The following is a 26,257-nucleotide window of genomic DNA, read 5'->3' as shown; positions in this document are numbered from 1 at the left end:
GATATCTCAGGAATTTAGAATTGAAACGTGAAAAACTTAGTTTCTCCAGAGTAAAAACTAACTATTTCAACCACCCCAGCTCATCCAGCGCATCCTGCACCAGCTCCAGCCTGAGCACGGGATTGTCCAGCGCCAGCAGGCTCTGCTTGAGTTCCACGCTGATGGGCATCATCTCGGCCCAGCGGTTGGCCACCCAGCCGCAATCATCGAGCCGGTAAGGCGCGGCAATGGGCACCTCGCTGTCCGGCAAGCCCTGGCGCAGCACCGATTGCAGCAGGTTCTCCAGCGCCTGCGTGGTATTGCGCAGTTCTTCCGGGATGCTGACCGCGCGGTCCCCCTCCATCATTTCCACCTGGGCAGTCCATAGCCCATGTTTCTGCTGCTCGGCCTGGACGATGCGAAAACGCTCGCCGCCCAGGCAGGCGATGCGCATGAGACCGGGCGAGGGCGTGCTCCATTCCTGGATGCGCGCCAGCGTGCCCACACCGACGAAGCGCTCGCTCTGCCCGGGGCGGCGCACTTCTGCGCCTTGCGTGAGCGCGACCACGCCAAAGCTGCTGCCCTCGGCGATGCACTTGCCTATCATGTCCAGGTAGCGCACCTCGAAGATCTGCAGCGGCAGCCGCCCTTCGGGAAAGAGCGTGCTGGCCAGCGGAAACAGCGGGATGGTCTGGGCCGAGATCGGCGGGCGCGGGGTGGCGGGGGCGGCGGGCATGGTCACTCCTGGAAGCTCTCACTCATGAACGCAGAGCATACCGGTTCTCGGCCACGCATTCATAGCGCTGCACGATGTAGCCATTGTCGTCCACGCTTTCGAGATAGACGTCGAACTGCCACAGCCGCGCCATGTGGCGCAGCACTTCATTGGTACTGTCGCCCAGCGAGCGGCCATCGCTGCGGAAGTGACGCAGGGTCAAACTGCGATTGCCACGCGTGTTGACCGACCACACCTGGATGTTGGGCTCGCGGTGGTTGATGTCGTACTGCCGGGACAGGGCCTGGCGCACGTACTGGAAGCCGCGCTCGTTGTGGATGGCCGAGACTTCGATCTCGCTGCGGGATTCGTCGTCCAGCACGGCGAACATGCGCATGTCGCGCATGAGCTTGGGCGAGAGGTATTGCGCGATGAAACTCTCATCCTTGTAGTTACGCATCACGTACTGCAGGGTATCGAGCCAGTTACGTCCGGCGATGTCGGGGAACCACTCGCGATCTTCATTGGTGGGGTTCTCGCAGATGCGGCGGATGTCGCTCATCATCGAGAAGCCCAGCGCATACGGATTGATGCCGTTGTAATAGGGTTTGGTGATGGGCGGCTGGAATACCACATTGCTGTGCGAATGCAGGAATTCCATCATGAAGCCATCGGTCAGGCGGCCTTGATCGTAGAGCGTGTTCAGCAGCGTGTAATGCCAGAAAGTGGCCCAGCCTTCGTTCATCACCTGGGTCTGGCGCTGCGGATAGAAATACTGGCCAACCTTGCGTACGATGCGGATGACTTCGCGTTCCCAGGGTTCCAGCAGGGGCGCGTTCTTCTCGGCGAAATAGAGCAGGTTTTCCTGCGGTTCGGAGGGAAAGCGGCCCTCCACGGCGGCGGCCGTCATTTCCTTTTTCGCCGGCAGGGTGCGCCACAGTTCGTTGACCTGCGATTGCATGTAGGCCTCGCGCTCGCGCTGGCGCGCCTTCTCCTGCGCTAGCGACAGGCGCTGCGGACGCTTGTAGCGGTCCACGCCATAGTTCATCAGCGCATGGCAAGAGTCCAGCAACTCTTCCACACGCTCGAAGCCATGGCGCTCTTCGCACTCGGCGATGTAATTACGCGCATACACCAGGTAATCGATGATGGCGCTGGCATCGGTCCACAACTGGAACAGGTAGTTGCCCTTGAAGAAGGAGTTGTGACCATAGGCCGCGTGCGCGATGACCAAAGCCTGCATGGTCATCGTGTTCTCTTCCATCAGGTAGGCGATGCAGGGATCGGAGTTGATCACGATCTCATAGGCCAGGCCCATCTGCCCGCGCTTGTAGTCGCGCTCGGTGAGCATGAAATGCTTGCCGTAGGACCAGTGCCGGTAATTGACCGGCATGCCGTGCGAGGCATAGGCGTCCATCATCTGCTCGGCCGAGATGATCTCCAGCTGGATGGGGTAGATGTCCAGCTCGTAACCCTTGGCCACCCTGGCGATTTCCTCGTTGTAGCGCTCGATGAGCTCGAAGCTCCAGTCCGAGGGGCAAGGCAGCGGGTCATGCTTGAAGCGGCTGTTCATGCGTGCACCTGCTTTTCAAAGAGTTCGCGGAAGACCGGGTAGATCTCGGCGGCCGATTGCACCTTCTTCATGGCGAAGTGCGGGTGCGATTCGATGAGCTGCATGTACTCGGTCCACAGGTTCTGTTCCGGCTCGGCCACCTGGATGTAGGCGAAGTAGCGCGTCAGGGGCAGGATGGACGATTCCAGTAGTTCGCGGCACTTGGGCGAATCGTCGTTCCAGTTGTCGCCGTCCGAGGCTTGCGCGCCGTAGATGTTCCACTCGCTGGGCGAGTAGCGCTTGGTGATGATGTCGTGCATCAGCTCCAGGGCGCTGGAGACCACGGTGCCGCCGCTTTCCTGCGAATGGAAGAAGGTGTTTTCATCGACCTCGTCGGCGCGCGTGTGATGGCGGATGAAGACCACTTCGATGTGTTCGTAGTTACGCGTGAGGAAGAGGTAGAGCAGGATGAAGAAACGCTTGGACAAATCCTTGCGCTGCTCATCCATCGAACCCGACACGTCCATCACGCAGAACATCACGGCGCGGCTGGACGGTTGCGGCTGGCGCACGCGGTTCACGTAGCGCAGGTCGAAGGGATCGATGAAGGGAATGCGCAGGATGCGGGCGCGCAAGTGCCGGATTTCTTCTTCCAGCAACTTGATGTCGGCGCCATGCTCCTCCGGCTTGCGCTTCATCTCGGTCAGCGCTTCCTCGGCCGCATCGAGTTGCCGTTGCAGCGGTCCGCCCAGGGCGATGCGGCGACCCAGCGAGGAACGCAGCGAGCGCACCACGTCGATATTGTTGGGCGAACCATCGACCGAATAACCGGCGCGCTGGTTCTTCCAGTTGGGGACCTGCAGCAGGTTGGTTTCCACCAGGCGCGGCAGTTCCAGATCCTCGAAGAAGTAATGCATGAATTCTTCGCGGGTCAGTTCGAAGGTGAAATCGTCCTGGCCTTCGCCATCATTGCTGGCGCTGCTACCGCCACCACCGCCGCTGCCGCCGTTCTGGCGCGGGATGCGGTCACCCTGCAGATAGTCCTGGTTGCCCGGATGCACGGCTTCGCGCTTGCCGCCCTTGCCGTGATGGAAGAAGGGCTCCGAGACATCCTTGCGGGGGATGCTGATGCTCTTCGATTTTTCCAGATCGGTGATGCTGCGGTCGCGCACCGCGTCCGCCACCGAACGTTGGATATGCCCTTTGAAGCGCCGCAGGAAGCGCTCCCGATTGGCGATGCTCTTGTTCTTGCCAGCCAGCCTGCGGTCGATGATCTGATGCAGCACTCGGTTCTCCTGCTAGTGGTCGGCGGTGCGCCAGGCGCACGGCGCCGAAGGGTCGCTGCGCACATCGCCGCGCCAGCGGCGGGCGATGCGCAACAGCGGCGCTTACGAGGACTTGCGCACGCGCAGGTACCACTCGCACAGCAGGCGCACCTGCTTGGGCGTGTATCCCTTGCTGACCATGCGATTGACGAAGTCTTCGTGTTTCTGCATTTCCTCGGTGGAGCCCTTGGCGTTGAAGGAAATCACCGGCAACAGGTCTTCGGTGTTGGAGAACATCTTCTTCTCGATCACCACGCGCAGTTTTTCGTAACTGGTCCACAGCGGATTCTTGCCACCGTTGTTGACCCGCGCGCGCAGCACGAAGTTGACGATCTCGTTGCGGAAGTCCTTGGGGTTGCTGATGCCGGCCGGCTTCTCGATCTTTTCCAGTTCCGCATTCAGGGCCGCACGGTCGAAGCTTTCGCCGGTATCGTGATCGCGGTACTCCTGATCCTGGATCCAGAAGTCGGCGTAGGTGACGTAACGGTCGAAGACGTTCTGGCCATATTCCGAATACGACTCCAGATAGGCGGTCTGGATTTCCTTGCCGATGAACTCGGCGTAGCGCGAGGCCAGCGTGTCCTTCACGAAGGAGAGATATTTCTGCTCGGTCTCCTGCGGGAATTGTTCGCGCTCGATCTGCTGTTCCAGCACGTACATCAGGTGCACCGGATTGGCCGCTACCTCGGTGGTATCAAAGTTGAATACCCGCGACAGAATCTTGAAGGCGAAGCGCGTGGAGATGCCGTTCATGCCCTCGTCGACACCGGCATAGTCGCGATACTCCTGGTAGGACTTGGCCTTGGGGTCGGTGTCCTTGAGGTTCTCGCCGTCGTAGACCTGCATCTTGGAGAAGAGGCTGGAATTTTCCGGTTCCTTCAGGCGCGTCAGTACTGAGAACTGCGCCATCATCTTCAGCGTGCCGGGCGCGCAAGTGGCCTTGCCCAGCGAGGAGCTGCGGATCAGCTTTTCGTAGATCTTGATTTCTTCGGACACGCGCAGGCAATACGGCACCTTGACGATGAAGATGCGGTCCAGCAGCGCTTCATTGTTCTTGTTGTTGCGGAAGGCCTTCCATTCCGATTCGTTGGAGTGGGCCAGGATGACGCCATCGAAGGGGATCGCGCCGAAACCTTCAGTGCCCTTGAAGTTGCCTTCCTGCGTGGCCGTCAACAGCGGGTGCAGCACCTTGATGGGCGCCTTGAACATTTCCACGAATTCCAGCAGGCCCTGGTTGGACAGGCACAGGCCGCCCGAATAGCTGTAGGCGTCGGCATCGTCCTGCGAATACTGTTCCAGCTTGCGGATATCGACCTTACCGACCAGGGTGGAGATGTCCTGGTTGTTTTCATCGCCCGGCTCGGTCTTGGAAATGCCGATCTGGCGCAGGATGGACGGATAGCGCTTGACCACGCGGAACTGGCGGATGTCGCCGTTGTACTCGTGCAGGCGCTTCACGGCCCAGGGGCTGAGGATGGGTTTGAGATAGCGACGCGGGATGCCGTACTGCTCTTCCAGGATGGGGCCGTCTTCGTCGTAGTCGAACAGGCCCAGCGGGGATTCGTTGACGGGCGAGCCCTTGATGGAATAGAAGGGTACCTGTTCCATGAGTTGCTTGAGGCGCTCGGCAATGGAGGACTTGCCGCCACCAACCGGGCCCAGCAGGTAGAGGATCTGCTTCTTCTCTTCCAGGCCTTGGGCGGCGTGGCGGAAGTAGGAGACCACTTGTTCGATTACTTCTTCCGCGCCATAGAATTCCTTGAAGGCGGGATAGACCTTGATGACCTTGTTGGCGAAGATGCGCGAGAGGCGCGGATCTTCCCGGGTATCGACCTTTTCCGGCTCGCCGATGGCCATCAGCATCCGTTCGGCAGCCGATGCGTAGACCGCCGGGTCGTTCTTGCAAAGATTCAGATACTCTTCAAGCGATAATTCTTCTTCTCTGGTCTTGTCGAACCGGCTTGCAAAGCTGCTGTAGATATCCATACCACCTCCGTCGCTCTCAAAAAAGTACGAAACAGATTCATATGTCTGGACTTGCCATCTGCGGTTATCAAAGAACGCGTCGGTGACTCTGGGTTGCGTCATTGCCGGTGTGTTCTTTGAAAGCCGTAGCATCAACAGCGCGATGCGAAGATCTTTTGAAATCCTGTTTTTATTCTAGTCCTTTTTTTGCCCACGCTTTACTTCACCTTAGTGAGCCCCTATCTGCAGTATGGTTCATTTCCGACCCCACCTTTCGAGATAGCGTAGCGGGGCAAGCTGATCAACCTCCTGATCGTTCAATGTGCAGGTGCTGGTTGCGGTTGACTTCACGGTGCGCCATTTTCGCGCAGAGCGCTATCATGAAAAACCTGATGCACATCGCGATTAAACCCGCAGACACTGTGCGCCCCCATCCTCTGCCGGCCCTGCCGCTTATGTGTCCAGCGTCCCTCGCGCGGTGCACGGTATCTTTCCTGGCAGCCCCTGACCTCCTTATAGCTGGAATCGTGCCAGGCCGGTATGACTTCTTTGCTCGTGCTGCGGGGATGGCGCATTTATTTTGTAACGGTGCGCCATGGATGGCGGTGGTGTTGCTGATCTGCCTCATCCCTCTGCCTTGCCGGCTGGTCGCGCAACAACGTGCAGCGCCGCTGAAAAAATGCTTTAGATGATTTACGCATTTGCTTTTCCGTGGCCGCATGTTCCTGTCTGGCTGCGGTGCCGGGTGAGGGGAGGGGAGGGTGAAAGATGTCTGCGTGGCAATTTTCAGGCCTAGCCGGCGGGCCGGCATGGCAAATCTGCCACGCTCTGGCATCAAATGCAGCCATGGGCCGCCGTGCCGCCCCTGTAAAGCGCATAAGTCATTGACAGCTAAGTAGAAAATGCAGTCTAATTCAGGGTTCACCATCTGAAGAATTGCGCGCGGTGCCGACGCAGTGCTGTTTCAGTTGCCCACCGGTCGATTACCCAGGTATACCACCGGGAGGCGGCAGAGGCCAACAAATGGTGTCAGCGATGCAGGGGCTGCCGGCTTATTGGGCGGCAGGGCATCGGTGATGCGGAACAGGCACACCGAAAGCGGTTCCAGAATTCCGATTTATTTTTGCTGTTTGCTCCAAGGCAGCCCAACTTAGCGAGTCCAACATGAAACGTACTTACCAACCTTCCGTCGTGCGTCGCAAGCGTACCCATGGTTTCCGCGCCCGTATGGCAACCCGTGGCGGCCGTGCCGTGATCAACGCCCGTCGCGCCAAGGGCCGCAAGCGTCTGGCTGCAGTTTAAGCTAGCGCATCTGCGCTGCCGTTTCGTGTGACGGACGTCCGTTTACCGCTACCAGCACGTCAAGCAGGCGACTTCCCACGCGATCGGCGAATCGTTAAAACGGATGAGTTTTCATCCGTTTTTCGTTTGCGCCCCGTGCATCGTACCGAGCATTTCGTGTTGTATGCACGCCGCAACAGTCTGGCTCAGGCTCGCCTGGGTGTGGTTGCCGCCAAGCGGCTGGCGCCGCGTGCGGTGACCCGCAACACGATCAAGCGCGCCACCCGCGAGCTGTTCCGCCAGGCCGAGCTGCCCGCCGTGGACTGCATCGTGCGCCTGTCGCGGCCGGTCAATGGCAGGCGCGACCCGGCCCGCAGCGCCGCCCTCAAGGCGATGTTGCATGCCGAACTGAGGCAGTTGTTCGCCTTCTTGCCGAACGCCCCCGCGTTCGCCAGGAAATAGCCAGGAAACAGGAAGTGATGAAAACGCCTTTGCTCCTGCTGTTACGTGCCTACAAGCTGGGAGTGAGCCCGTTCCTGGGGCAGAATTGCCGTTTCTATCCCAGCTGTTCCGATTACGCCGCCGAGGCGGTGCGCGTGCATGGCGCCCTCAAGGGTAGCCTGTTGGCTGGCAAGCGCCTGTGCAAGTGCCACCCCTGGCATCCCGGCGGGCTGGACCTGGTGCCAGGTTCGCCCGAGGCGCGTGCGCATGCGATGGCCCAGTCTGGCGGCGCTTGCTCGTCCGATTCGTCTTGTTCGTCCAATTCTCCGATTCCTTCGACGCAGCCCGGTGCTGCGCGGGTTTCTCCCCCTGTGGCCGCTGACGGTTGCAGCCACTCCTGAACTCATCAATACGCATATGGATATCAAACGTACCGTCCTGTGGGTTGTATTCTCCTTCTCCCTGCTGCTGCTCTGGGATGGCTGGATGCGCCATAACGGACATCAGTCGATGTTCTTCCCGTCGGCCAACCCGACTCAGGAGCAAGCCGCCGCCAATCCGGCCGCGCCCACGGCCAGCCCGAATGGCTCCCCGGTTCCGCAGGCAGGTACGCCGGCGCCGGGCGTCGTGCCGGGGGCTGACGTCGCCGCCACCGCCACCAAGGGCGAAACCATCGTCATCACCACCGATCTGGTCAAGGCCAGCATCGATACCGTGGGCGGTGAATTGAAGCGCCTGGAACTGTTGAAGCAACCCGACGTGGTCGATCCGACCAAGAACGTCGTGCTGTTCGATTCCGAACCAGGTCACATGTATCTGGCCGAATCGGGCCTGATCGGCGGTCCCTTCCCCAACCACAAGACCATCTTTACTGCCCAGGCCGGCCCGCGTACGCTGGACAATGGCAATGAAATCCAGCTGGTGCTGGTGGCCGACCAGGGCGGCGTGAAGCTGACCAAGACCTATACCTTCAAGCGCGACAGCTACCTGATCGACGTCAAGCACACCGTGACCAACACCACGGGCGCGGCCATCAATCCTTCGCTGTACCTGCAACTGGTGCGCGACGGCAACAAGCCGGGCGGCGAATCGCACTTCTACAGCACCTTCACCGGTCCGGCCGTCTACAGCAACAGCGAGCACTTCGAGAAGCTGGACTTCGAGAAGATCGCCAACGGCAAGCAGCAGCACGTCAACAAGACCGACAATGGCTGGATCGCCATGGTGCAGCACTACTTCGTGTCGGCCTTCATCCCGCCGCAGAACGCGCAGCGCGACGTCTTCAGCAAGAAGGTGGGCGACAACCTGTACGCCGTGGGCTCCATCCTGCCGCTGGGCACGGTCGCGCCCAACGCCAGCGTGACCATGGACAGCCAGCTGTATTCCGGCCCCACCGTCTCCAAGACCCTGCAAGCCATTGCCCCGGGCCTGGACCTGGTGCGCGACTACGGCCACCTGACCGTGATCGCCGAGCCCATCTTCTGGCTGATGACCCATATCCACAACATCGTCGGCAACTGGGGCTGGACCATCATCCTGCTGACCGTGCTGATCAAGCTGATCTTCTTCCCGCTGTCGGCGGCCAGCTATCGCAGCATGGCCAAGATGAAGGCGGTCTCGCCCAAGATGCAAGCCATCCGCGAGCGTCACAAGGGCGATCCGCAGGCGATGAACCGCGAGATGATGACGCTCTACAAGACCGAGAAGATCAATCCGCTGGGCGGCTGCCTGCCCATCGCGATCCAGATCCCGGTGTTCATCGCCCTGTACTCGGTGCTGCTGGCGTCGGTGGAAATGCGCGGCGCGCCCTGGCTGGGCTGGGTGCATGACCTGACCGCGCCTGACCGCCTGTTCGGCACCATCCCGTACTTCAACATGCCCATTGGCCTCTTGCCCATCATCATGGCTGCCTCGATGTTCCTGCAGACCAAGCTGAACCCGACCCCGCCGGATCCGGTGCAGGCCAAGGTGATGATGTTCATGCCGCTGGTGTTCTCGTTCATGTTCTTCTTCTTCCCGTCCGGCCTGGTGCTGTACTGGGTGACCAACAACATCCTGTCGATCGCGCAGCAATGGGTGATCACCCGCAACATCGAGAGCGGCAAGACCAAGTAAGACCCACAGGTCCGCCATCAAAGGAAAAACCCGTGGATTCCACGGGTTTTTTTCGGTCGTAGCGGCCAGGCAGGTTTACCATTGTCAGGCTGGCCCATCCCGAAGGGGGATGCGGCGCTCTTCCATCACAACAAAAAGCAGACGCAGATGACTTTCGATTCTTCCCCCATTGCCGCCATCGCCACAGCCCCGGGACGCGGCGGCATCGGCGTGGTCCGCCTTTCCGGCAAGAACCTGGCGCCGGTGATCCAGGCCGTGTGCGGCCGCGCCAGCCTGGCGCCGCGCCACGCTACCTATTTGCCCTTCCTGAACGAAGACGGCAGCGCCATCGACCAGGGCCTGGCGATCCACTTCCCGGCGCCGCATTCCTACACTGGCGAAGACGTGCTGGAACTGCAGGGCCACGGCGGCCCGGTGGTGATGCAGATGCTGCTGGCGCGTTGCGTGCAGGCCGGTGGCGAGATCGGCCTGCGCCTGGCCGAGCCGGGTGAATTCACCCAGCGCGCCTTCCTCAACGACAAGATCGACCTGGCCCAGGCCGAGGCCGTGGCCGACCTGATCGAAGCCACCACCGAGGCAGCAGCCAAGTCGGCCTCGGAGTCGCTCTCCGGCGCCTTCTCCAAGGTCATCCACGAGCTGGTGGACCAGGTCACGCGCCTGCGCATGCTGGTCGAAGCGACCCTGGACTTCCCCGAGGAAGAGATCGACTTCCTCAAGCAAAGCGATGCCCGTGGCCAGTTGGCCACCATCCGCAGCACGCTGGAAGAGGTCTTCAAGCACGCCGCCCAGGGCGCATTGCTGCGCGACGGCCTCAATGCCGTGCTGGCCGGCAAGCCCAACGTGGGCAAGTCATCGCTGTTGAACGTACTGGCCGGCTCCGATGTCGCCATCGTCACTCCGATCGCCGGCACCACCCGCGACAAGGTCACCCAGACCATCCAGATCGAAGGTATGCCGCTGAACATCATCGACACCGCCGGCATCCGCGAGGCGGGTGACGATGGCAGCGGTCCGGACGAAGTCGAGCGCATCGGCATCGAACGCACCTGGGCCGAAGTGGCCAAGGCCGACGTAATCCTGCACATGCTCGACGCCGATCGTGGCCCGACCCTGGAAGATGAAAAGATCACCGCACGTTTCCCCGACGGCGTGCCCATTATCCGCATCTGGAACAAGATCGACCGTTCCGGCCACAAGGCGGCGGTGGACAAGATGCCCGACGCCACCCACGTCTACCTGTCGGCCTCCGAAGGGCAGGGCGTGGACCTGCTGCGCGCCGAACTGCTGCGCATCGCCGGCTGGCAACAGACGGTGGAGTCGCGCTACCTGGCGCGTGAACGCCATCTGCTGGCGCTGAAGGCGGCCGACGAACACCTGGCCCACGCCGCCGCCCATGCGGCGCTGGACAACGAGGCCGGCGAACACGCGCTGGACCTGTTTGCCGAAGAGCTGCGGCTGGCGCAAGAGCGCCTCTCCAGCATCACCGGCAAGTTCACGCCGGATGACCTGCTGGGCGTGATCTTCTCGCGCTTCTGTATTGGCAAGTAAACGTCTGTTCGTGAGGCATCCTGACAAGAAGTCGTCACTAAGCGACAAATTGGCAACGGATGTTACAGCGTGTAAAAAGCTTGGAGGTGGCGGCGGGGGATGGTTATTCTGAAGGTCCTCCCCCTCCAATTCATCACCCCTGAGAATTGGATTTAACCCGCCGCCGCAAGGTGCGCGGGTTTTTTTATGCCTGTAGTGATGTTCCGGCCCGCTCTGCAGGAAACAGGCTGCGCTGCTAATATGCCTGCTGTCTGAATTCGCCCGTCCACCTACTTCACAGGAAAAAGAGCATGTCCGCCAATCCGCGTAACGCCGACTATCCCATCGATCCGCAATTCCTGAACCGCTGGTCGCCGCGCGCCTACAACGGCGCCGAGATTTCCGAAGAAACCGTCCTCACCTTCCTGGAAGCCGCGCGCTGGGCGCCGTCGGCCTACAATGCCCAGCCCTGGCGCTTCGTCTACGCCCGTCGTGGCACGCCGGCGTGGGACAGTCTCCTGGGCCTGTTGAACGAATTCAACCGCAGCTGGTGCGCCAACGCATCGGTGCTGATCGTCGTGCTGTCGCGCACGGTGATGCTGCCGCCGGGCGCGACCGAGGTCGTCCCTGCGCCGACGCACTCCTTCGACACCGGTTCGGCCTGGGGCTACCTGGCCCTGCAGGCTTCGCTGTCGGGCTGGCACGCCCACGGCATGGCCGGCTTTGACAAGGACAAGGCGCGCACTGAACTGAATGTGCCGGCCGAGTTTGCGGTGGAAGCCATGGTCGTGATTGGCAAGCTGGGTGACAAGTCCGTGCTGCCGGAAGGCCTGCAGGCCCGCGAAGTACCGAGCCCGCGCGAGCCGCTGTCGAAGCTGGCCTTCGAAGGCAAATTCAAGGCGTGACGGCTGGCCGTAAAATATTTCGCAGTTTTATAAAAAAGGCCTAGCTTTTTGAAAAATGCTCTCCTATAATAGCGTTCTTTCAGCAAGCAACGACAGCTGAAACGGTTTTAGGAGTGGTAGTTCAGTTGGTTAGAATACCGGCCTGTCACGCCGGGGGTCGCGGGTTCGAGCCCCGTCCGCTCCGCCAAATAAAATGCCCTGTTTGCAAGAACAGGGCATTTTTGTTTTTGCGCAGCAAGAACTGCGGAGTGGAGGGAGCCGCCTGCGCGGCTCACGGCGGGGCGAGAAGGGAATCGCTTGCAAGCGATTCCGCGGCCTGCGCTTGTGTAGGGGAGCCCCTGCCGCTGCGCCAGATAAAACGCCTCATTCGTAAGAATGGGGCGTTTTTGTTTTTGCGCTTTGGCTCCCGTTCGTCCTGAGTAGCGGCAGCGCCGCGTATCGAAGCCTGTCCTGAGCTTGCCGAAGGGGCGCACCGTCGGCGCGTCTTCGATACGGCCCTTAAGGGCCTACTCAGTCCGAACGGCTCCAGATTGAGCAGGAGAGGGGAAATCTTGCCCTCATCCTGCAAGCGCTATCAACCCTTCGCCTTACCCCCCGACAACTGCTCCACCACCTGCCGCGGCGCCTCGGCATAGTGCTTGAACTCCATCGAGTAGGTCGCGCGCCCCTGTGACAGCGAGCGCAACGTGGTCGAATAGCCGAACATCTCCGACAACGGGACTTCAGCGCGCACCAGCTTGCCGCCGCCCACCATGTCTTCCATGCCCTGCACCATCCCGCGCCGGGACGACAGGTCGCCCATCACGTTGCCCATGAATTCCTCGGGCGTTTCCACCTCGACCTGCATCATCGGCTCCAGCAGCATGGGGCCGGCGCGCTTCATCGCTTCCTTGAAGGCTATGGAGCCGGCCATGCGGAAGGCGTTCTCGTTGGAGTCGACGTCGTGATACGAACCGAAGGTCAGCGTGGCCTTCACGTCCACCACCGGATAACCCGCCAGCACGCCAGCTTTCAGCGACTCCTGGATGCCCTTGTCGACCGCCGGGATGAATTCGCGCGGCACCACGCCACCCTTGATGGCATCGACGAATTCATACCCCTTGCCGGCCGGTTGCGGCTCCAGCTTGATCACCACGTGGCCGTACTGCCCGCGTCCGCCGGACTGCTTGACGAACTTGCCCTCGACATCTTCCACGGCCTTGCGGATGGCTTCGCGATAAGCCACCTGCGGCTTGCCCACCGTGGCCTCGACGTTGAACTCGCGTTTCATCCGGTCCACCAAAATTTCCAGATGCAGCTCGCCCATGCCCGACATGATGGTCTGGCCCGATTCCTCATCGGTATGCACGCGGAAGGACGGATCTTCCTGCGCCAGGCGATTCAGGGCGATGCCCATCTTTTCCTGGTCGGCCTTGGTCTTCGGTTCCACCGCCTGCGAGATCACCGGCTCGGGGAAGATCATGCGTTCCAGGATGATGGGATGCTCCGGGTCCGACAACGTGTCACCGGTGGTCACGTCCTTCAGGCCCACGGCGGCGGCGATGTCACCGGCAAACACTTCCTTGATCTCCTTGCGCTCGTTGGCATGCATCTGCAGGATGCGGCCCAGGCGTTCCTTCTTGCCCTTGACGGGGTTGTAGACCGTATCGCCCGAATTGACGATGCCGGAATACACGCGGAAGAAGGTCAGCTGCCCCACGAAGGGATCGGTCATGATCTTGAAGGCCAGCGCCGAGAACGGTTCCTCGTCCGAAGGATGGCGTTCGATCTCGCTGTCATCCTCGCCATGCCCGGCGATGGCCGGCACGTCCACGGGCGAGGGCAGGTAGTCGATCACTGCATCCAGCATCGCTTGTACACCCTTGTTCTTGAAGGCGCTGCCAGCCAGCATGGGCACGATCTCGTTGGCCACCGTGCGCAGGCGCAGGCCGCGCTTGATGTCGTCCTCGGTCAGCGGATTGCCGGAGAGGTATTTCTCCAGCAGCTCCTCATTGGCCTCGGCGGCCTGCTCGACCATGTGGTCGCGCCACTGGCGTGCGGTGTCCTCCAGCTCCAGCGGGATGTCTTCATACTTGAACAGCACGCCCTGGCTGGCCTCATCCCAGATGATGGCCTTCATCTTGACCAGATCGATCACGCCCGAGAAATGGTCTTCCGCACCCACCGGAATCTGGATGGGAACAGCCTTGCCCTTCAGGCGTTCCTCGATCTGCTTCTGCACGCGGAAGAAGTCGGCGCCGATGCGATCCATCTTGTTGACGAAGGCAATGCGCGGCACCTTGTACTTGTTGGCCTGGCGCCAGACGGTCTCGGACTGCGGCTGCACGCCGCCCACCGAGTCATACACCATCACCGCACCATCGAGCACGCGCATGGAGCGTTCCACCTCGATGGTGAAGTCCACGTGACCGGGGGTGTCGATGATGTTGATGCGATGCTCGGGGTAATTGCCGGCCATGCCCTTCCAGAAGGCCGTGGTGGCGGCCGAGGTGATGGTGATGCCGCGTTCCTGCTCCTGCTCCATCCAGTCCATGGTGGCCGCACCGTTATGCACTTCGCCGATCTTGTGGTTCACACCCGTATAAAAAAGAATGCGCTCGGTGGTCGTGGTCTTGCCCGCGTCGATGTGGGCGCTGATACCGATGTTGCGGTAGTTTTCTATTCGGGTCTTGCGGCTCATGGCATGTCCTTTCGATGGGTGCCGTCAAATGCTTGGTTCAGTTCAGGTTCAAGCGTTCAATATGTTGGTCAGATAACAGAGTGTCAATTTTGCTCATTACATCCTTATTTATGTAATGAGCATTAGATAATAGGAATGTCATCGTCAATATTCAAGGGCTGACGATTTATTTTTGTAACGCCGATTAAAATAAACTACACTGCCCGACAACACCATTACCGCCAAGGGTAATACCCCGCAAAGGAAACCGATGATAAGAACCCGCGGCCGCCCGCGCAGCTTCGACCGCGACCAGGCGCTGCAGCAGGCCATGCAAGTGTTCTGGAGCAAGGGCTACGAAGGCACCACCATGGCTGACCTGAGCGAGGCCATCGGCGTGAAGGCACCCAGCCTCTATGCCGCCTTCGGCGACAAGGATGCGCTCTTTCGCGAAGTCGTGGAGGTCTATGCCCGCACCGTGAGTGCAGAACCGTTGCGCCTGTTGCAGGCCGGCAAGGGTATCCGCGAAGACTTGCAGGCCATGCTGCGCGCCAGTGTGCGCATGTATTCGGGCAAGTCCACGGTGCCGGGCTTGCCGGCGGGAAAGGGGTGCATGGTCGTGATTTCAGCCATCAACTGCGCGCCCGAGAACAGCGAGCATAGTGACGCCCTCTCGCAACGTCGGCACAAGCGCCGCAATGAAATCCGCGCACGGCTGTTGCAGGCGCAGCGGGAAGGGGAAATCAGGGCCGATGCCGATGTCACCGCCCTGGGGGACTTCTACACCAGTTTTCTCAACGGGCTGGCCCTGGGGGCAAGGGACGGCGTCTCCAGTGCGCGCCTGGCCGCCACACTCGGTCCGGCCATGCTGCCGCTGGAGAGTGTGCTGCTGGACGCACGCTGATATTCGGCTTTACCAAACCTGGGCCTTGCGGCAACATTCGGTTAATTCTTCGCTTTGGCTCCGGCCTTCCACCGACAACATGAAACCTCTGCGTTACGCCGTCATTGGCGGCGGCATCAACGGCCTGGCCGTGGCCCGTCAACTGCTGCTGGATGATCCCGACGTGCGCGTCACCGTCTTTGAAAAGGAAGATGCGGTGGCGCGGCACCAGTCCAGCCACAATTCCGGCGTGGTGCATGCCGGGCTGTACTACGAACCCGGGGGCCTGAAAGCCACCTTGTGCCGGCGCGGCGTGGAGCTGGTCAAACGCTATTGCGAGCAGAACGCGCTGCCCTATGACGAGTGCGGCAAGGTGGTCGTGGCGTTGAATGAGGAAGAGCTGCCGCGCCTGGACGCCATCTATCGCAAGGCGCTGGCCAATGGCGTGCCGGATGTGGAGATGATCGACGCGGCGCGCCTGCGCGAGATCGAACCCAATTGCGTCGGCCTGCGCGCGCTGTATTCGCCGCGCACCGCCATCGTCAGCTATGGCCAGATCGCCCAGCGTATGGCGCAGGAGATCGAGGAGCGCGGCGGTACGATCCGCCTCAATGCGCCGGTGCGGCGGGTCATCGAACGGGGCGACCAGGTCCATATCGAACTCCAGAGCGGCGAGATGCACCCCGAGGCATTCGATTCGGCCATTGCCTGCAGCGGTCTGCAATCGGACCGCCTGGCGCAGCAGTCGGGTGATGCCGCCACCCCGCGCATCGTGCCTTTCTTCGGCCAGTATTACGTGATCGACGAGGCCTACAAGTCGCACGTCAAGGGCCTGATCTATCCCGTTCCTGATCCGCGCTTCCCCTTCCTGGGCGTGCATTTCACCAAACGCATCGACGGCCAGATGACCATCGGCCCCAACGCCTTCATCTCGCTGGGCCGCGAGAATTACCACGGCGACCGGTTCAGCCTGCGTGACATCGCGGACTACCTGTCCTATCCCGGTTTCTGGAAGTTCGCCAGCCGCAACGTGCCGGCGACCTTGCGCGAACTCAAGACCGTGGTCAGCGAGCGCATCTTCGTGCGGGAAGCCGCCCGCTATGTGCCGGCGCTGGCCGAGGTGGGCGTTACGCCGGCCGTGCGCGGCATCCGTGCCCAGGCCATGGAAAGCAATGGCCGCCTGGTGGATGACTTCGTGATCCGTCAGAGCAGTCGCGTCACCCACATCCGCAACGCACCCTCACCGGGCGCTACCTCGTCGCTGGCCATCGGCGAACATATCGTGCGCAATCTGATCCGGCGCGATTGAGCCAATAGAAAACGCCGCGACGGTCGGACCGTCGCGGCGTTCTGATCCTGCATCAACGGGGATGCGCAGCGCCGCTCAGGCAGCCTGCGCCAGTGTTCCGTCGTTTTCCTTCAATTGGCCGCCCAGTGCATCGACCAGGGCCGTGAGCAGCTTGGCCAGCTCGCCGGTCATCAGCATGAAGTCGCCGTCGAAGCGTTCATCGTCGTTCTTGCCGGCGATCTCGCTGTCTTCCTTGAGCACATCCAGCGGGGCGATGCGCTTGACCGACAGGTTTTCGGTCAGCACGAAGGAGACCTTGTCGGCCCAGGTCAGCGCCAGGCGCGTGCATTGCTTGCCGGCTTCGATGTGGCGGCGGATGTCTTCCGCTTCCAGCGTATGGCGCACGTAGCGCACGGTGGCCTTGCTCTCGGCGGTGGAGCGCAGCTCGGTATCCTGGTCCACGGTAAAGCCGTTGGGCGCTTCGTCGCTGGCCAGCCAGTCGGTCATGGCCGCTGCCGGCGACATGACGGTACGCAGCGTTTCCAGCGGGAACTTGGGGATGGCCTTGAACAGCAGCTTCAGCACTTCCTCGGCCTTGGAGGGCGAGCCGGCGTCCACCAGCAGCCAGCCATTGACCGGATCGATCCAGACCCAGGTGCTGCGCACCACCGAGAAGGCGCGCGGCAGCAGCTCATCGGTGACCTGTTCCTTCAATTCCTTGGTCTGCTTGCGGCCGGGCGGGAAGCCTTGCTGTTCTTCCAGCTCGGCAGCACGGGCCTTGGTGACCTGGTTGATGACGGTCGAGGGCAGCAGTTTCTTCTCGGTATCGAGTTTCATCAGCAGCTGGCGGTTGACCACGTGCACCAGCTTTTCATTGTTGCGCGGCGGTACCCAGCCCTGGCTCTGCATGTCCAGGCTGGAGCAGGCGGTGAAGGCCTGCGGTGCGAGATGGGATTCGAGTTCGTCGGCGCTGATGGCCCACGGTGCGGGCAGACGATAGATCTGTAGATTCTTAAACCACATAAGCTTCCGGGGCAGGGTGCAAAAAGGGAGATTCTACACGTCCGCCCCTGTGCAAGCGATGTCGGATTGTCCATGCCGGGACTTAAATTTTTCACTCCTGCAGTGTGGCAACTTGCTCAGGAAGCAAAGGGCAGTTCCGCCTGCACAGCATGGCTTGCGGCGGCCAGCGCATCCTTCTTCGACAGCGCGCCCACGCGCACGCCCAGCAGGCGCAGTTTCTTGTCCAGCGGTACGCGCTTGAGGCATTCGCCTGCGGCCTGCCGGATGACGGCGGCGTCGCCCGTGGGCGAGGGCAGGGTGACATCGCGGGTGACGCCACGGAAGTCGGCGTACTTGAGCTTGATGCCGATGGTGCGTCCGACATAGCCCTTGCGGTCCAGGTCGGCGGCCAGCTTTACGCACAGCGCGGTAAAGATTTCCGACAGTTGCGCCCGGTCAGTACGTGCATGCAGGTCGCGCTCGAAGGTGGTCTCGCGGCTGATGGACTTGGGTTCGGAATAGGTCTGCACGGGCCGGTCATCGACGCCCTGCGCCACGCGGCCCAGCCATTCGGCATAGCTGCGGCCAAAGTGGGCGCGCAGCATGTCCGGCGCTGCACGCGCCAGGTCGGCCACGGTGTCGATGCCCAGCGCGCTGAGCTTCTCGGCGGCCTTGGGGCCGATGCCATTGATCTTGCGCACCGGCAGCGGCCAGATGCGGCGCTCGATGTCGGCGGGGGTGAGGATGGTCAGGCCGTTGGGCTTGTCCAGCTCGGAAGAGATCTTGGCCAGCATCTTGTTGGGCGCTACCCCGATGGAGCAGGTCAGCGAGGTGGCCGCATGCACGGCGTCCTTGATCTGCCGCGCCACCTCAGGGGCGGTGTCGGACCAGGCCGAGAGGTCGATGTAGATTTCATCGATGCCGCGGTCTTCGATCAGCGGTGCAATGTTGCGCACCGCTTCCTTGAACAGCCGTGAGTATTTGCGATAGGCCTCGAAGTCGGTCGGCAGCAGGATGGCGTCCGGCGCCAGCTGGGCCGCCTTCATGATGCCCATGGCCGAGAAGACGCCCAGGGCGCGCGCCTCATAGGTGGAGGTGGTCACCACGCCGCGCCCGGCATAGTCGCGCATGCGGAAATACTGGCGCGTGCCGTCGGGCAGCTCCACCGGACGCGTGGCCGAACCACCGCCGATGACCACCGCTTGCCCGCGCAGGTCGGGATAGCGCAGCAGTTCCACCGAGGCATAGAAGGCGTCCATGTCGAGGTGGGCGATGCGGCGGTCGTTAGCCATGGTCTTGCCGGGCGTGATGAGGACTTAGTAGTGGGGCGGCTTCTCGTTGGCCGCGGCGCGGTCCTGGCTGGTGTCGGACAATTCCTTGAAACGCTTGGCCAGCGCATGCAGCAGCATCTCCAGTTCCTCGATCTTCTTTTCCTGACGATAGACGGTGCGGTTCAGTTCTTCCACCAGGTCTTCCTGGTGGGCGATCTTCATCTCGATGTCGATGAGGCGGTCTTCTTGGTTCATGGTTGTCTTTCTTCTTGCGAGGCGTTCAGGCCAGCCTGTTGGCCCTCGGCCTTGAGCCATTGCACCACGCCATGGCCGGCGGCATGGCCGGTGGCGAAGCAGGCGGTGAGCAGGTAGCCGCCGGTGGGGGCTTCCCAGTCCAGCATTTCGCCGGCGCAGAATACGCCAGGCAGGGCGCGCAGCATCAGCGCATCGTCGAGGGCTTCGAAGCTGACGCCCCCCGCGCTGCTGATGGCCTCGGCAATCGGACGGGGGCGCAGGACCGTCAGCGGCAGCGCCTTGATGGCGCGGGCCAGCTTGTCCATGTCGGCGAACGTGTCCTTGTCCAGCAGCTCTCGCAGCAGCCCGGCCTTGACGCCCTTGAGATGCAGGCGGCTTTGCAGATGGCTGGAGAGCGAGCGCGCCCCGCGTGGATGAGACAGTTCGGCGCTGACCTTCTCCAGCGTCCAGTCCGGCAGCAGGTCCAGGTACAGGCGCGCCGATCCTTCGCTGGCGATGGTCTCGCGCAGCGCCGAAGACAAGGCATAGACCAGCCCGCCTTCGATCCCCTGCGCGGTGATGACGAATTCGCCGCGCCGGTTCTGCATGCCGCCGCTGGGCAGCGCCACGCTGGCCACCACCGGCTTGACCGGCGCGCCGGCAAAGCGCTCGCGGAAATGCTCGCTCCAGTCCAGCTCGAAGCCGCAGTTGGCCGGCAGCAGCGGCGCGACTTCGACCTGGCGCGCCTGCAGCAGCGGCACCCAGCTGCCATCCGAACCCAGGCGCGGCCAGCTGCCGCCGCCCAGGGCCAGCACGACTGCATCGGCGCGCACGCTGGTTTCACCGTCGGGATGGGCCAGGCGCAGTGTCCCGTCTTCCTGCCAGCCCAGCCAGCGATGGCGCATGTGCAGGCGTACGCCGGCTTCGCGCAGGCGGTGCAACCAGGCGCGCAGCAAGGGCGCGGCCTTCATCTCGCGCGGGAAGACGCGGCCGGAGCTGCCTACAAAGGTCTCGATACCCAGGTCATGGATCCATGCGCGCAGGCGGTCGGCATCGAAGCGGCGCACGAAGGGCGCGACCTGCTCGCGATGCTTGCCGTAGCGTGGCAGGAAATCCGGTTGCGGTTCGGAATGGGTGATGTTCATGCCGCCCTTGCCGGCCAGCAGGAACTTGCGGCCGGCCGAGGGCATGGCGTCATAGACGTCCACGGCCAGGCCATGGGCGGCCAGTACTTCGGCCGCCATCAGTCCGGCCGGGCCGGCGCCGATCACGGCCACGCGCGGGCAGCCGGTGGCGGAGGGAGTAGGGGTCTGCATCTGTGTCATGGGCGGGATGATACCGCCGGCCTGCGGTGAGCGCACGCGCCAGTTGCGGCCGCGTGCGCGGTGAGGGGATCAGCGGCGGTGCGGCGTGCTGTACTTGCTCTCCAGCCGGGCCACGACCAGCGCCAGGCAGATGGTCATGGAGAAATATAGCACGGAGATGGTGATATACGGTTCCCAGTAGCGCGCATAGGTGCCGGCCACGGTCCGCGCGGCATAGGCCAGTTCGGCCAGGCCGATGGCCGAGACCAGCGAGGAATCCTTCAACAGCGTGATGGCTTCGTTGCCCAGCGGCGGCAGCATGCGGCGGAAGGCCTGCGGCAGCACCACATAGCGCATCGTCAGGCCATAGTTCATGCCCAGGCTGGCGGCGGCATAGGATTGGCCGCGCTCGATGGACTGGATGCCGGCGCGGAAGATTTCAGAGATATATGCGCCCGCATTGAGCGACAGCGCCACGGTGCCGGAGAGGAAGGCGCCGTAGTCCTGCTTGATGGTGCGCGCCAGTTCGCCCGTGATCAGCAGGCCATGTTCCTGCTGCACCAGCACCGGCATGACCGCGAAGTGGATCAGCATGATCTGCACGAACAAGGGCGTGCCGCGGAAGAAGGCCACGTAGAAACCGGCCAGCCAGCGCATGCCCTTGAGCGGCCATTTCCAGGGACCATGCTGCACCTCGGCCAGTCGCAGCATTCCCACCAGCAGGCCGATCACGGTGCCGATCAGGATGCTGATCAGGGACACCTGCAAGGTCATGAGAACGCCCTTGGCGAACAACGGCGCATAGCCTTGGATGATGCTCCAGCGGAAATCCATGTCGGACTCGATTGGTGGGAGTGGGTGGAAAAATCAGTTTCTGCAAAGACAGGACGGCGGCATCCGCCGCCGTCCTGGTGTCATGCCGGGCGCATGGCTCGGCAAGCCTGGTGCCTGCCCATTTTCTGCTTGCTTGCCGGCTTACTTGCCGAAGTATTGTGCACTGATGGCGGCGAAGCTGCCATCGGCCTTCATCTCGGCCAGACCCTTGTTGATCTTGGCCAGCAGTTCCGGATCATCCTTGCGCACGGCGATGCCGTAGTCTTCCTTCGGGAAGCTGGGATCGGTGACGGTGCGCAGCTTGCTGTTGGGGTTGTTGGCGATGTAGTTCTTCACCACCGGCTCATCAGCCACGACGGCATCGACGCCGCCGCTTTCCAGTTCCTTCAGGGCCAGCGGGGTCGAATCAAAGCGCTTGATCTTGGCGCTGTTCTTGCCCAGCACCTGCTGCACCAGCTCGTCGCCGGAGGTGGCGCTCTGGGTGCCCACGGTCAGGGGCTTCAAGTCTTCCATCTTGCTGACCTTGGTGTCAGCGGCCGGCAGGGCGATGGTCTGGGTGGCCACGAAGTAGGGCTCGGAGAAGGCCACCGACTTCTTGCGCTCGTCGGTGATGGTGATGGCCGAGATCAGCAGGTCACGGTCGCCCTGCGCCAGGAAGTTGAAGAAGCCTTCGAACGGGGTCGGCACGAACTTGACTTCGATACCGATCTTCTTGGCCAGCGCCTTCATGATGTCGATGTCGAAACCGACCACGTCCTTCTGTTCGTTTTCCGAAGAGAAGGGGGCATAGGCCGACTCCACGCCGACCACGTAGACGCGTGCCGGTGCGGCGGCCTGCGGTGCGGCAGCGGCGGTGCTCTTGTCTTCCTGCTTGCCGCAGGCGGCCAGGCCCAGCATGCCGACGAAGCCGGCGGTCAGCGCCAGCGCGCGGGCGTGACGGGTGAACATCTTGATCATCTTGTGGATTTCCTTGTCTGGAATGGTTGGGCGGAACAGGCCTGGTCACGCGGCTTGTGTGGCGACCAATATTGCTCCGGTGAAACTCGGGGATTTTTTTGCAGGCCGCATTGTAAACCGCGATGCGGTCGGGGCGCGCATTTCGTGGTCAAATCGCACAATAAATGCGCGTGCAAGCCGTTTTTTTGCCACGGTGCGGCCCTTTGCGGCCGCTGCTGCTCAGTTTTCTTCCGCCGTCGGGCGCGGTTTCTGCAGTAGCGCCTTGAGATTGGCCAGGCGCGCCTGGGGCGTGATCTTCTCGCTTTCCTGCGGCACCGCCTCGCCTTCGTCCAGGCGCATCTCCTTGACGAAGCGTGAGATCTGGCATTCGATCACTTCCTTGGCGCGCTTGCGGCGCTTGCACCAGGACAGGTGCAGCGAGCGCTGCGCCCGGGTGATGCCCACATACATCAGGCGGCGCTCTTCTTCCACCCGCGCAGCCGCTTCCTCGGGCGGCGTATCGGGGTCGCCCTTGTGCGGCAGGATGCCTTCTTCCACGCCCACCAGGAACACATGCGGAAACTCCAGTCCCTTGGAGGCATGCAGGGTGGACATGCGCACCGCATCCTGCTCCTCGTCGCGGCCTTCGAGCATGCTCATCAGCGCCACCATCTGGGTGATTTCCAGCAGGTTCTTTTCTTCGCCGTCGCCATCGCGGCCACCGCAGGCGCGTTCCTTCAACCAGTTGATGAAGTCCACCACGTTCTGCCAGCGCGCCTGGGCGGCGCGTTCCTCGAAGCTGTCGTAGAGGTAGAACTCGTAGTTGATCGCTTCCATCATGTCGTCCAGCACCTTGCCGGCCTCGGCGCCGCTGCCGGACGGGCCGGGGCGGGTGGCGCGCGACTCCAGTGCGTTGATGAAGTCGCAGAACTTGCGTAGCGGCAGCAGCTGGCGGTCGGTCAGCTTGTCTTCCAGGCCGCCCTTGTAGACCGCCTCGAACAGCGAACACTGCCACTGCCCGGCCAGCGTGCCCAGCACTTCCAGGGTTGCCTGGCCCACGCCACGGCGCGGCGTGGTGACGGCGCGGATGAAGGCGGGGTCATCGTCCTGGTTGGCGATCAGGCGCAGGTAGGCAATGATGTCCTTGATCTCGGCGCGGTCGAAGTAGCTCTGGCCGCCCGACATCACGTAGGGAATACGTTCGCGCCGCAGCGATTTTTCCAGGATGCGCGCCTGGTGGTTGCCACGATAGAGGATGGCGTAATCGGCAAACTTGGCGCGCCGCTCGAAGCGGTGCGCCGAGAGGGTGATGGCGATCTGGTCGGCTTCGGCTTCCTCATCGTCCATGGCCATGACCGTGATCGGATCGCCCAGGCCGTGCTCGGACCACAGGGTCTTGTCGAACAGCTTGGGATTGTTGGAGATCACCGCGTTGGCCGCCTGCAGGATGCGCGTGCTGGAGCGGTAGTTCTGTTCCAGCTTGATCAGGTGCAGGTTGGGAAAATCCACGCCCAGGAGTTTCAGGTTCTCGATGGTCGCGCCGCGCCAGGCATAGATGGCCTGGTCGTCATCGCCCACGGCGGTGAACATGGGTTTCTTGCCGATGCCGGTGACCAGCAGCTTGACCAGTTCGTACTGGCAGGTGTTGGTGTCCTGGTATTCATCGATCAACAGGTAGCGCAGCTTGCGCTGCCAGCGGTCGCGCACTTCCTCGTTGCTGCGGAAGAGCTCCACCGGCAGGCGGATCAGGTCATCGAAATCGACCGCCTGGTACGCCTTCAAGGTCGCCACGTAGCTGCGATAGATGCGCGCGGCCTGGGCTTCGTCCTCGGTGCGGGCATTCCTTTCGGCCAGGTCGGGATCGACCAGACCGTTCTTCCATAGCGAAATGGCATTCTGGATGCCGCGGATGATGGCCTTGTCGGTCGTCACCGCCAGTTCTTGCACGAGGGAAAAACAATCGTCGCTGTCCATGATGGAAAAGCGGTCCTTGAGCCCCAGATGCTTGGACTCCTGCCGCAATATCTTCACGCCCAGCGAATGGAAGGTCGAGACCGTGAGGTGCTTGGCCTGCTTGGGGTCCTTGAGCAGCTTGGCGATGCGTTCCTGCATTTCCAGCGCGGCCTTGTTGGTGAAGGTCAGCGCGGCGATGTTGCGCGATTCGTAACCGCAGTTCTCGATCAGGTGGGCGATCTTCTGCGTGATCACGCGGGTCTTGCCCGAACCGGCGCCGGCCAGCACCAGGCAGGGCCCGGCCATGTAGTGGACGGCTTCGCTTTGCGGCTTGTTCAGGCCGAAGGAGGGGGCGGACATACGGATGGAATCGGCGGCGGCAGGGGAAGGAAAGAGGCGTCATTGTAGCAGCCCGGCTCCACCCACCGGACGTCCCTGTGGGACAATGCGCGCATGGGGCCGCCTGGGGCGGCCGGACTAAGCGAGTGCAATCATGAAATTCAATCACCTCATCCAGATCAACGATCCGCTGAACCCGCTGATCGATTCCCTGACCCGCGAACAACTGTGGCGCGGCCTGGTCATGCGCGCCGAGTCGCCGCGCCTGTTCATGCCGCACCTGGACGACTGCCGCCTGTCCGAGAAGAGCCTGGACAGCGTGCGCCGCGAACTGCGTTATGGCGAGCTGGTCATCATCGACAAGGTGACTTACCTGCCGCAGATCCAGGTGCTCTACGAAGTGCCGGCGCAGGGCGAGATTCCACCCTCGCGCATGAGCATGACCATCGAGGAGCCGCAGGCCGAGGTGTTGTTCGTGCGCTTCGAGTACGACGATGGGCAGCCCGAGGATGTCACCGGCGAAGAGGCCTTCTATGACAACTTCCGCCGCTCGGCCTACCAGGAAGCCGATATCGATACGGTGCGCATCATCCGGGAACTGACCCAGCGCGGCGAGTTGCATTGAGTCCGACAGGCGCTGTTCTCACGTAAAAAAGCGCGGGCCGTCTGGTCCGCGCTTTTTCGTTATGGATGGCGTATCAGGCCAGCAGACGTCCCAGCGCGCCATTGACCAGCGCACCACCCACCACCAGCCAGGCAAACAGTACCGCGCCCAGGATCATCGGCTTGATGCCGGCGCTGCGCAGCGCCGAGAGGTGGGTGGACAGGCCCAGCGCGGCCATGGCCATGGCCAGCATCAGGGTGTCGGCCTGCAGCAGCAGCTGGTTCAGCGCAGCGGGCAGGGGGAAGAAGGAGTTGAACACCACCACACCGATGAAGGCGAAGGCGAACCAGGGAATCGACAGCTTGTTGTGCTGGTGCTGGTGACCCGAGGTGGTGGGCGCGGCCTTCATCGACAACATCAGCAGGAAGGGTGCCAGCATCATCACGCGGACCATCTTGGTGATCACCGCCACGTCGGCCGTATGCTGGTCGATGGAGCGGGCTGCAGCCAGCACCTGGGCCACTTCGTGGACGGTGGAGCCGATATAGACGCCAAAGTCCGGCAGGCGCAGGCCCCAGGCCGGCTCGGCCTGCAGCGTATGCAGCAGTGGGTAGAGGAAGATCGCCAGCGAACCGAAGATGACCACCGTGGAGACCGCCACGGTGACCTGCTCGCTGCGCGCACGCAGCACCGGTTCGGTGGCCATCACCGCCGCTGCGCCGCAGATGGAGCTACCGGCCCCGATCAGCAGGGCGGCATCGCGGTCCAGCTTCAAGACCTTGGTGCCGACCAGCCAGGCCAGGCCGAAGGTCGACAGCAGCATGGCCGCGTCGATCACCACGCCCGCCAGGCCGACGTGGGCGATGTCCTGGAAGGTCAGGCGAAAACCATAGAGGATGATGCCGGCGCGTAGCAGGGTCTGCTTGGAAAAGCGCACGCCCTCGCCGCAGGAGGCGCCCAGGCGCGGGTAGATCGTATTGCCTAGGACGATGCCCAGCACGATGGCCACCGTCAGGGCCGAGAAGCCGTGGTCCTGCAGCCAGCCGATGTTGCCCAGGCTCATGGCCGCCCAGGCGACCGCGCCGGACAGGGCCAGGCCGGCCAGGGCCGGATGCAGGGGGGATGTTTGGGTTGCGGTGCGCATC

Annotated in this window: 21 protein-coding genes, 1 tRNA gene and 1 pseudogene; 10 read left to right on the top strand and 13 right to left on the bottom strand. The window is 62.3% G+C overall.

All coding sequences use genetic code 11. The annotated features are described in order from the left end of the window. Positions 1–61 precede the first annotated feature (61 nt). The 4 genes from BGK68_RS02140 to BGK68_RS02125 all read right to left on the bottom strand — a co-directional run bounded on the left by BGK68_RS02140 (position 62) and on the right by BGK68_RS02125 (position 5,557). Positions 62–715 (bottom strand): LON peptidase substrate-binding domain-containing protein, encoded by a 654-nt coding sequence (locus BGK68_RS02140; protein WP_075255727.1) that lies wholly within the window; start codon positions 713–715, stop codon positions 62–64. A 22-nt stretch (positions 716–737) separates the two neighbouring features. After that, complete coding sequence (locus BGK68_RS02135; RefSeq protein WP_075255726.1) at positions 738–2,267, bottom strand: SpoVR family protein; 1,530 nt, start codon at positions 2,265–2,267, stop codon at positions 738–740. Further along, the gene (locus tag BGK68_RS02130) at positions 2,264–3,532 is read right to left on the bottom strand and encodes a YeaH/YhbH family protein (RefSeq protein WP_075255725.1); all 1,269 of its coding nucleotides are present in this window, start codon (positions 3,530–3,532) and stop codon (positions 2,264–2,266) included. Before BGK68_RS02130 ends, BGK68_RS02135 begins: the two co-directional genes overlap by 4 nt. Positions 3,533–3,634: 102 nt before the next feature. Beyond that, the gene (locus tag BGK68_RS02125; protein ID WP_013236263.1) at positions 3,635–5,557 is read right to left on the bottom strand and encodes a PrkA family serine protein kinase; all 1,923 of its coding nucleotides are present in this window, start codon (positions 5,555–5,557) and stop codon (positions 3,635–3,637) included. A 1,143-nt stretch (positions 5,558–6,700) separates the two neighbouring features. On the opposite strand from BGK68_RS02125, the gene rpmH reads away from it, so the two are divergent. From rpmH to BGK68_RS02090, 7 genes and pseudogenes are all read left to right on the top strand, one after another. Further along, on the top strand, positions 6,701–6,838 hold the full coding sequence (gene rpmH / locus BGK68_RS02120; protein WP_006461360.1) for a 50S ribosomal protein L34: 138 nt from the start codon (positions 6,701–6,703) through the stop codon (positions 6,836–6,838). Between the two features lie 27 nt (positions 6,839–6,865). Further along, complete coding sequence (gene rnpA, locus BGK68_RS02115; protein ID WP_075255724.1) at positions 6,866–7,279, top strand: ribonuclease P protein component; 414 nt, start codon at positions 6,866–6,868, stop codon at positions 7,277–7,279. A gap of 17 nt (positions 7,280–7,296) precedes the next feature. Beyond that, a pseudogene (gene yidD / locus BGK68_RS28175) lies at positions 7,297–7,503 on the top strand (membrane protein insertion efficiency factor YidD); the annotation flags it as partial. Between the two features lie 172 nt (positions 7,504–7,675). Then, positions 7,676–9,373 (top strand): membrane protein insertase YidC, encoded by a 1,698-nt coding sequence (gene yidC, locus BGK68_RS02105; RefSeq protein WP_075255722.1) that lies wholly within the window; start codon positions 7,676–7,678, stop codon positions 9,371–9,373. Between the two features lie 147 nt (positions 9,374–9,520). After that, the gene (gene mnmE, locus BGK68_RS02100; protein WP_075255721.1) at positions 9,521–10,921 is read left to right on the top strand and encodes a tRNA uridine-5-carboxymethylaminomethyl(34) synthesis GTPase MnmE; all 1,401 of its coding nucleotides are present in this window, start codon (positions 9,521–9,523) and stop codon (positions 10,919–10,921) included. Between the two features lie 290 nt (positions 10,922–11,211). Then, a complete protein-coding gene (locus BGK68_RS02095) occupies positions 11,212–11,805 on the top strand; it encodes a nitroreductase family protein (RefSeq protein WP_075255720.1) in 594 nt (197 codons plus the stop codon). A gap of 110 nt (positions 11,806–11,915) precedes the next feature. After that, positions 11,916–11,992 (top strand) — tRNA-Asp (locus BGK68_RS02090). A gap of 387 nt (positions 11,993–12,379) precedes the next feature. On the opposite strand, the gene fusA is transcribed toward BGK68_RS02090, so the two are convergent. Then, the gene (gene fusA, locus BGK68_RS02085) at positions 12,380–14,485 is read right to left on the bottom strand and encodes an elongation factor G (protein ID WP_075255719.1); all 2,106 of its coding nucleotides are present in this window, start codon (positions 14,483–14,485) and stop codon (positions 12,380–12,382) included. 250 nt (positions 14,486–14,735) lie between these two features. On the opposite strand from fusA, the gene BGK68_RS02080 reads away from it, so the two are divergent. Then, positions 14,736–15,368 carry a TetR/AcrR family transcriptional regulator gene (locus BGK68_RS02080; RefSeq protein WP_075255718.1) on the top strand — a complete coding sequence of 211 codons (633 nt, stop codon included), beginning with the start codon at positions 14,736–14,738 and terminating at the stop codon, positions 15,366–15,368. Positions 15,369–15,447: 79 nt separating this feature from the next. Continuing rightward, a complete protein-coding gene (lhgO, locus tag BGK68_RS02075) occupies positions 15,448–16,656 on the top strand; it encodes an L-2-hydroxyglutarate oxidase (protein ID WP_075255717.1) in 1,209 nt (402 codons plus the stop codon). 75 nt (positions 16,657–16,731) lie between these two features. Here the strand turns inward: lhgO and BGK68_RS02070 are convergent, their stop codons facing one another. From BGK68_RS02070 to BGK68_RS02040, 7 genes are all read right to left on the bottom strand, one after another. Beyond that, positions 16,732–17,658: a recombination-associated protein RdgC gene (locus BGK68_RS02070; protein ID WP_075255716.1), complete on the bottom strand. Its 927-nt coding sequence runs from the start codon at positions 17,656–17,658 to the stop codon at positions 16,732–16,734. A gap of 116 nt (positions 17,659–17,774) precedes the next feature. After that, the gene (gene dinB, locus BGK68_RS02065; protein ID WP_075255715.1) at positions 17,775–18,929 is read right to left on the bottom strand and encodes a DNA polymerase IV; all 1,155 of its coding nucleotides are present in this window, start codon (positions 18,927–18,929) and stop codon (positions 17,775–17,777) included. A gap of 24 nt (positions 18,930–18,953) precedes the next feature. Then, on the bottom strand, positions 18,954–19,163 hold the full coding sequence (locus tag BGK68_RS02060; RefSeq protein WP_041311309.1) for a SlyX family protein: 210 nt from the start codon (positions 19,161–19,163) through the stop codon (positions 18,954–18,956). Further along, positions 19,160–20,458, bottom strand: a complete 1,299-nt coding sequence (locus BGK68_RS02055; RefSeq protein WP_075255714.1) for a TIGR03862 family flavoprotein — start codon at positions 20,456–20,458, stop codon at positions 19,160–19,162. Before BGK68_RS02055 ends, BGK68_RS02060 begins: the two co-directional genes overlap by 4 nt. Before the next feature lie 78 nt (positions 20,459–20,536). Continuing rightward, positions 20,537–21,280, bottom strand: coding sequence for an amino acid ABC transporter permease (locus BGK68_RS02050; protein ID WP_075255713.1), 744 nt, complete (start codon positions 21,278–21,280; stop codon positions 20,537–20,539). A gap of 141 nt (positions 21,281–21,421) precedes the next feature. Beyond that, entirely contained in the window at positions 21,422–22,237 is an 816-nt protein-coding gene (locus tag BGK68_RS02045; RefSeq protein WP_075255712.1) for a basic amino acid ABC transporter substrate-binding protein, read from the bottom strand. A gap of 219 nt (positions 22,238–22,456) precedes the next feature. Next, entirely contained in the window at positions 22,457–24,529 is a 2,073-nt protein-coding gene (locus tag BGK68_RS02040; RefSeq protein WP_075255711.1) for a UvrD-helicase domain-containing protein, read from the bottom strand. Positions 24,530–24,662: 133 nt separating this feature from the next. Here BGK68_RS02040 and BGK68_RS02035 point away from each other — a divergent pair, with 133 nt between their 5' ends. Beyond that, a complete protein-coding gene (locus tag BGK68_RS02035; RefSeq protein ID WP_075255710.1) occupies positions 24,663–25,133 on the top strand; it encodes an SRPBCC family protein in 471 nt (156 codons plus the stop codon). A 73-nt stretch (positions 25,134–25,206) separates the two neighbouring features. On the opposite strand, the gene BGK68_RS02030 is transcribed toward BGK68_RS02035, so the two are convergent. After that, positions 25,207–26,256 (bottom strand): YeiH family protein, encoded by a 1,050-nt coding sequence (locus BGK68_RS02030; protein ID WP_075255709.1) that lies wholly within the window; start codon positions 26,254–26,256, stop codon positions 25,207–25,209. Position 26,257: the final 1 nt, after the last annotated feature.

The sequence above is a fragment of the Herbaspirillum camelliae genome (assembly GCF_001929405.1).
GTDB lineage: Bacteria > Pseudomonadota > Gammaproteobacteria > Burkholderiales > Burkholderiaceae_D > Herbaspirillum > Herbaspirillum seropedicae.
This window is presented reverse-complemented; position numbering and strand designations above follow the sequence as displayed.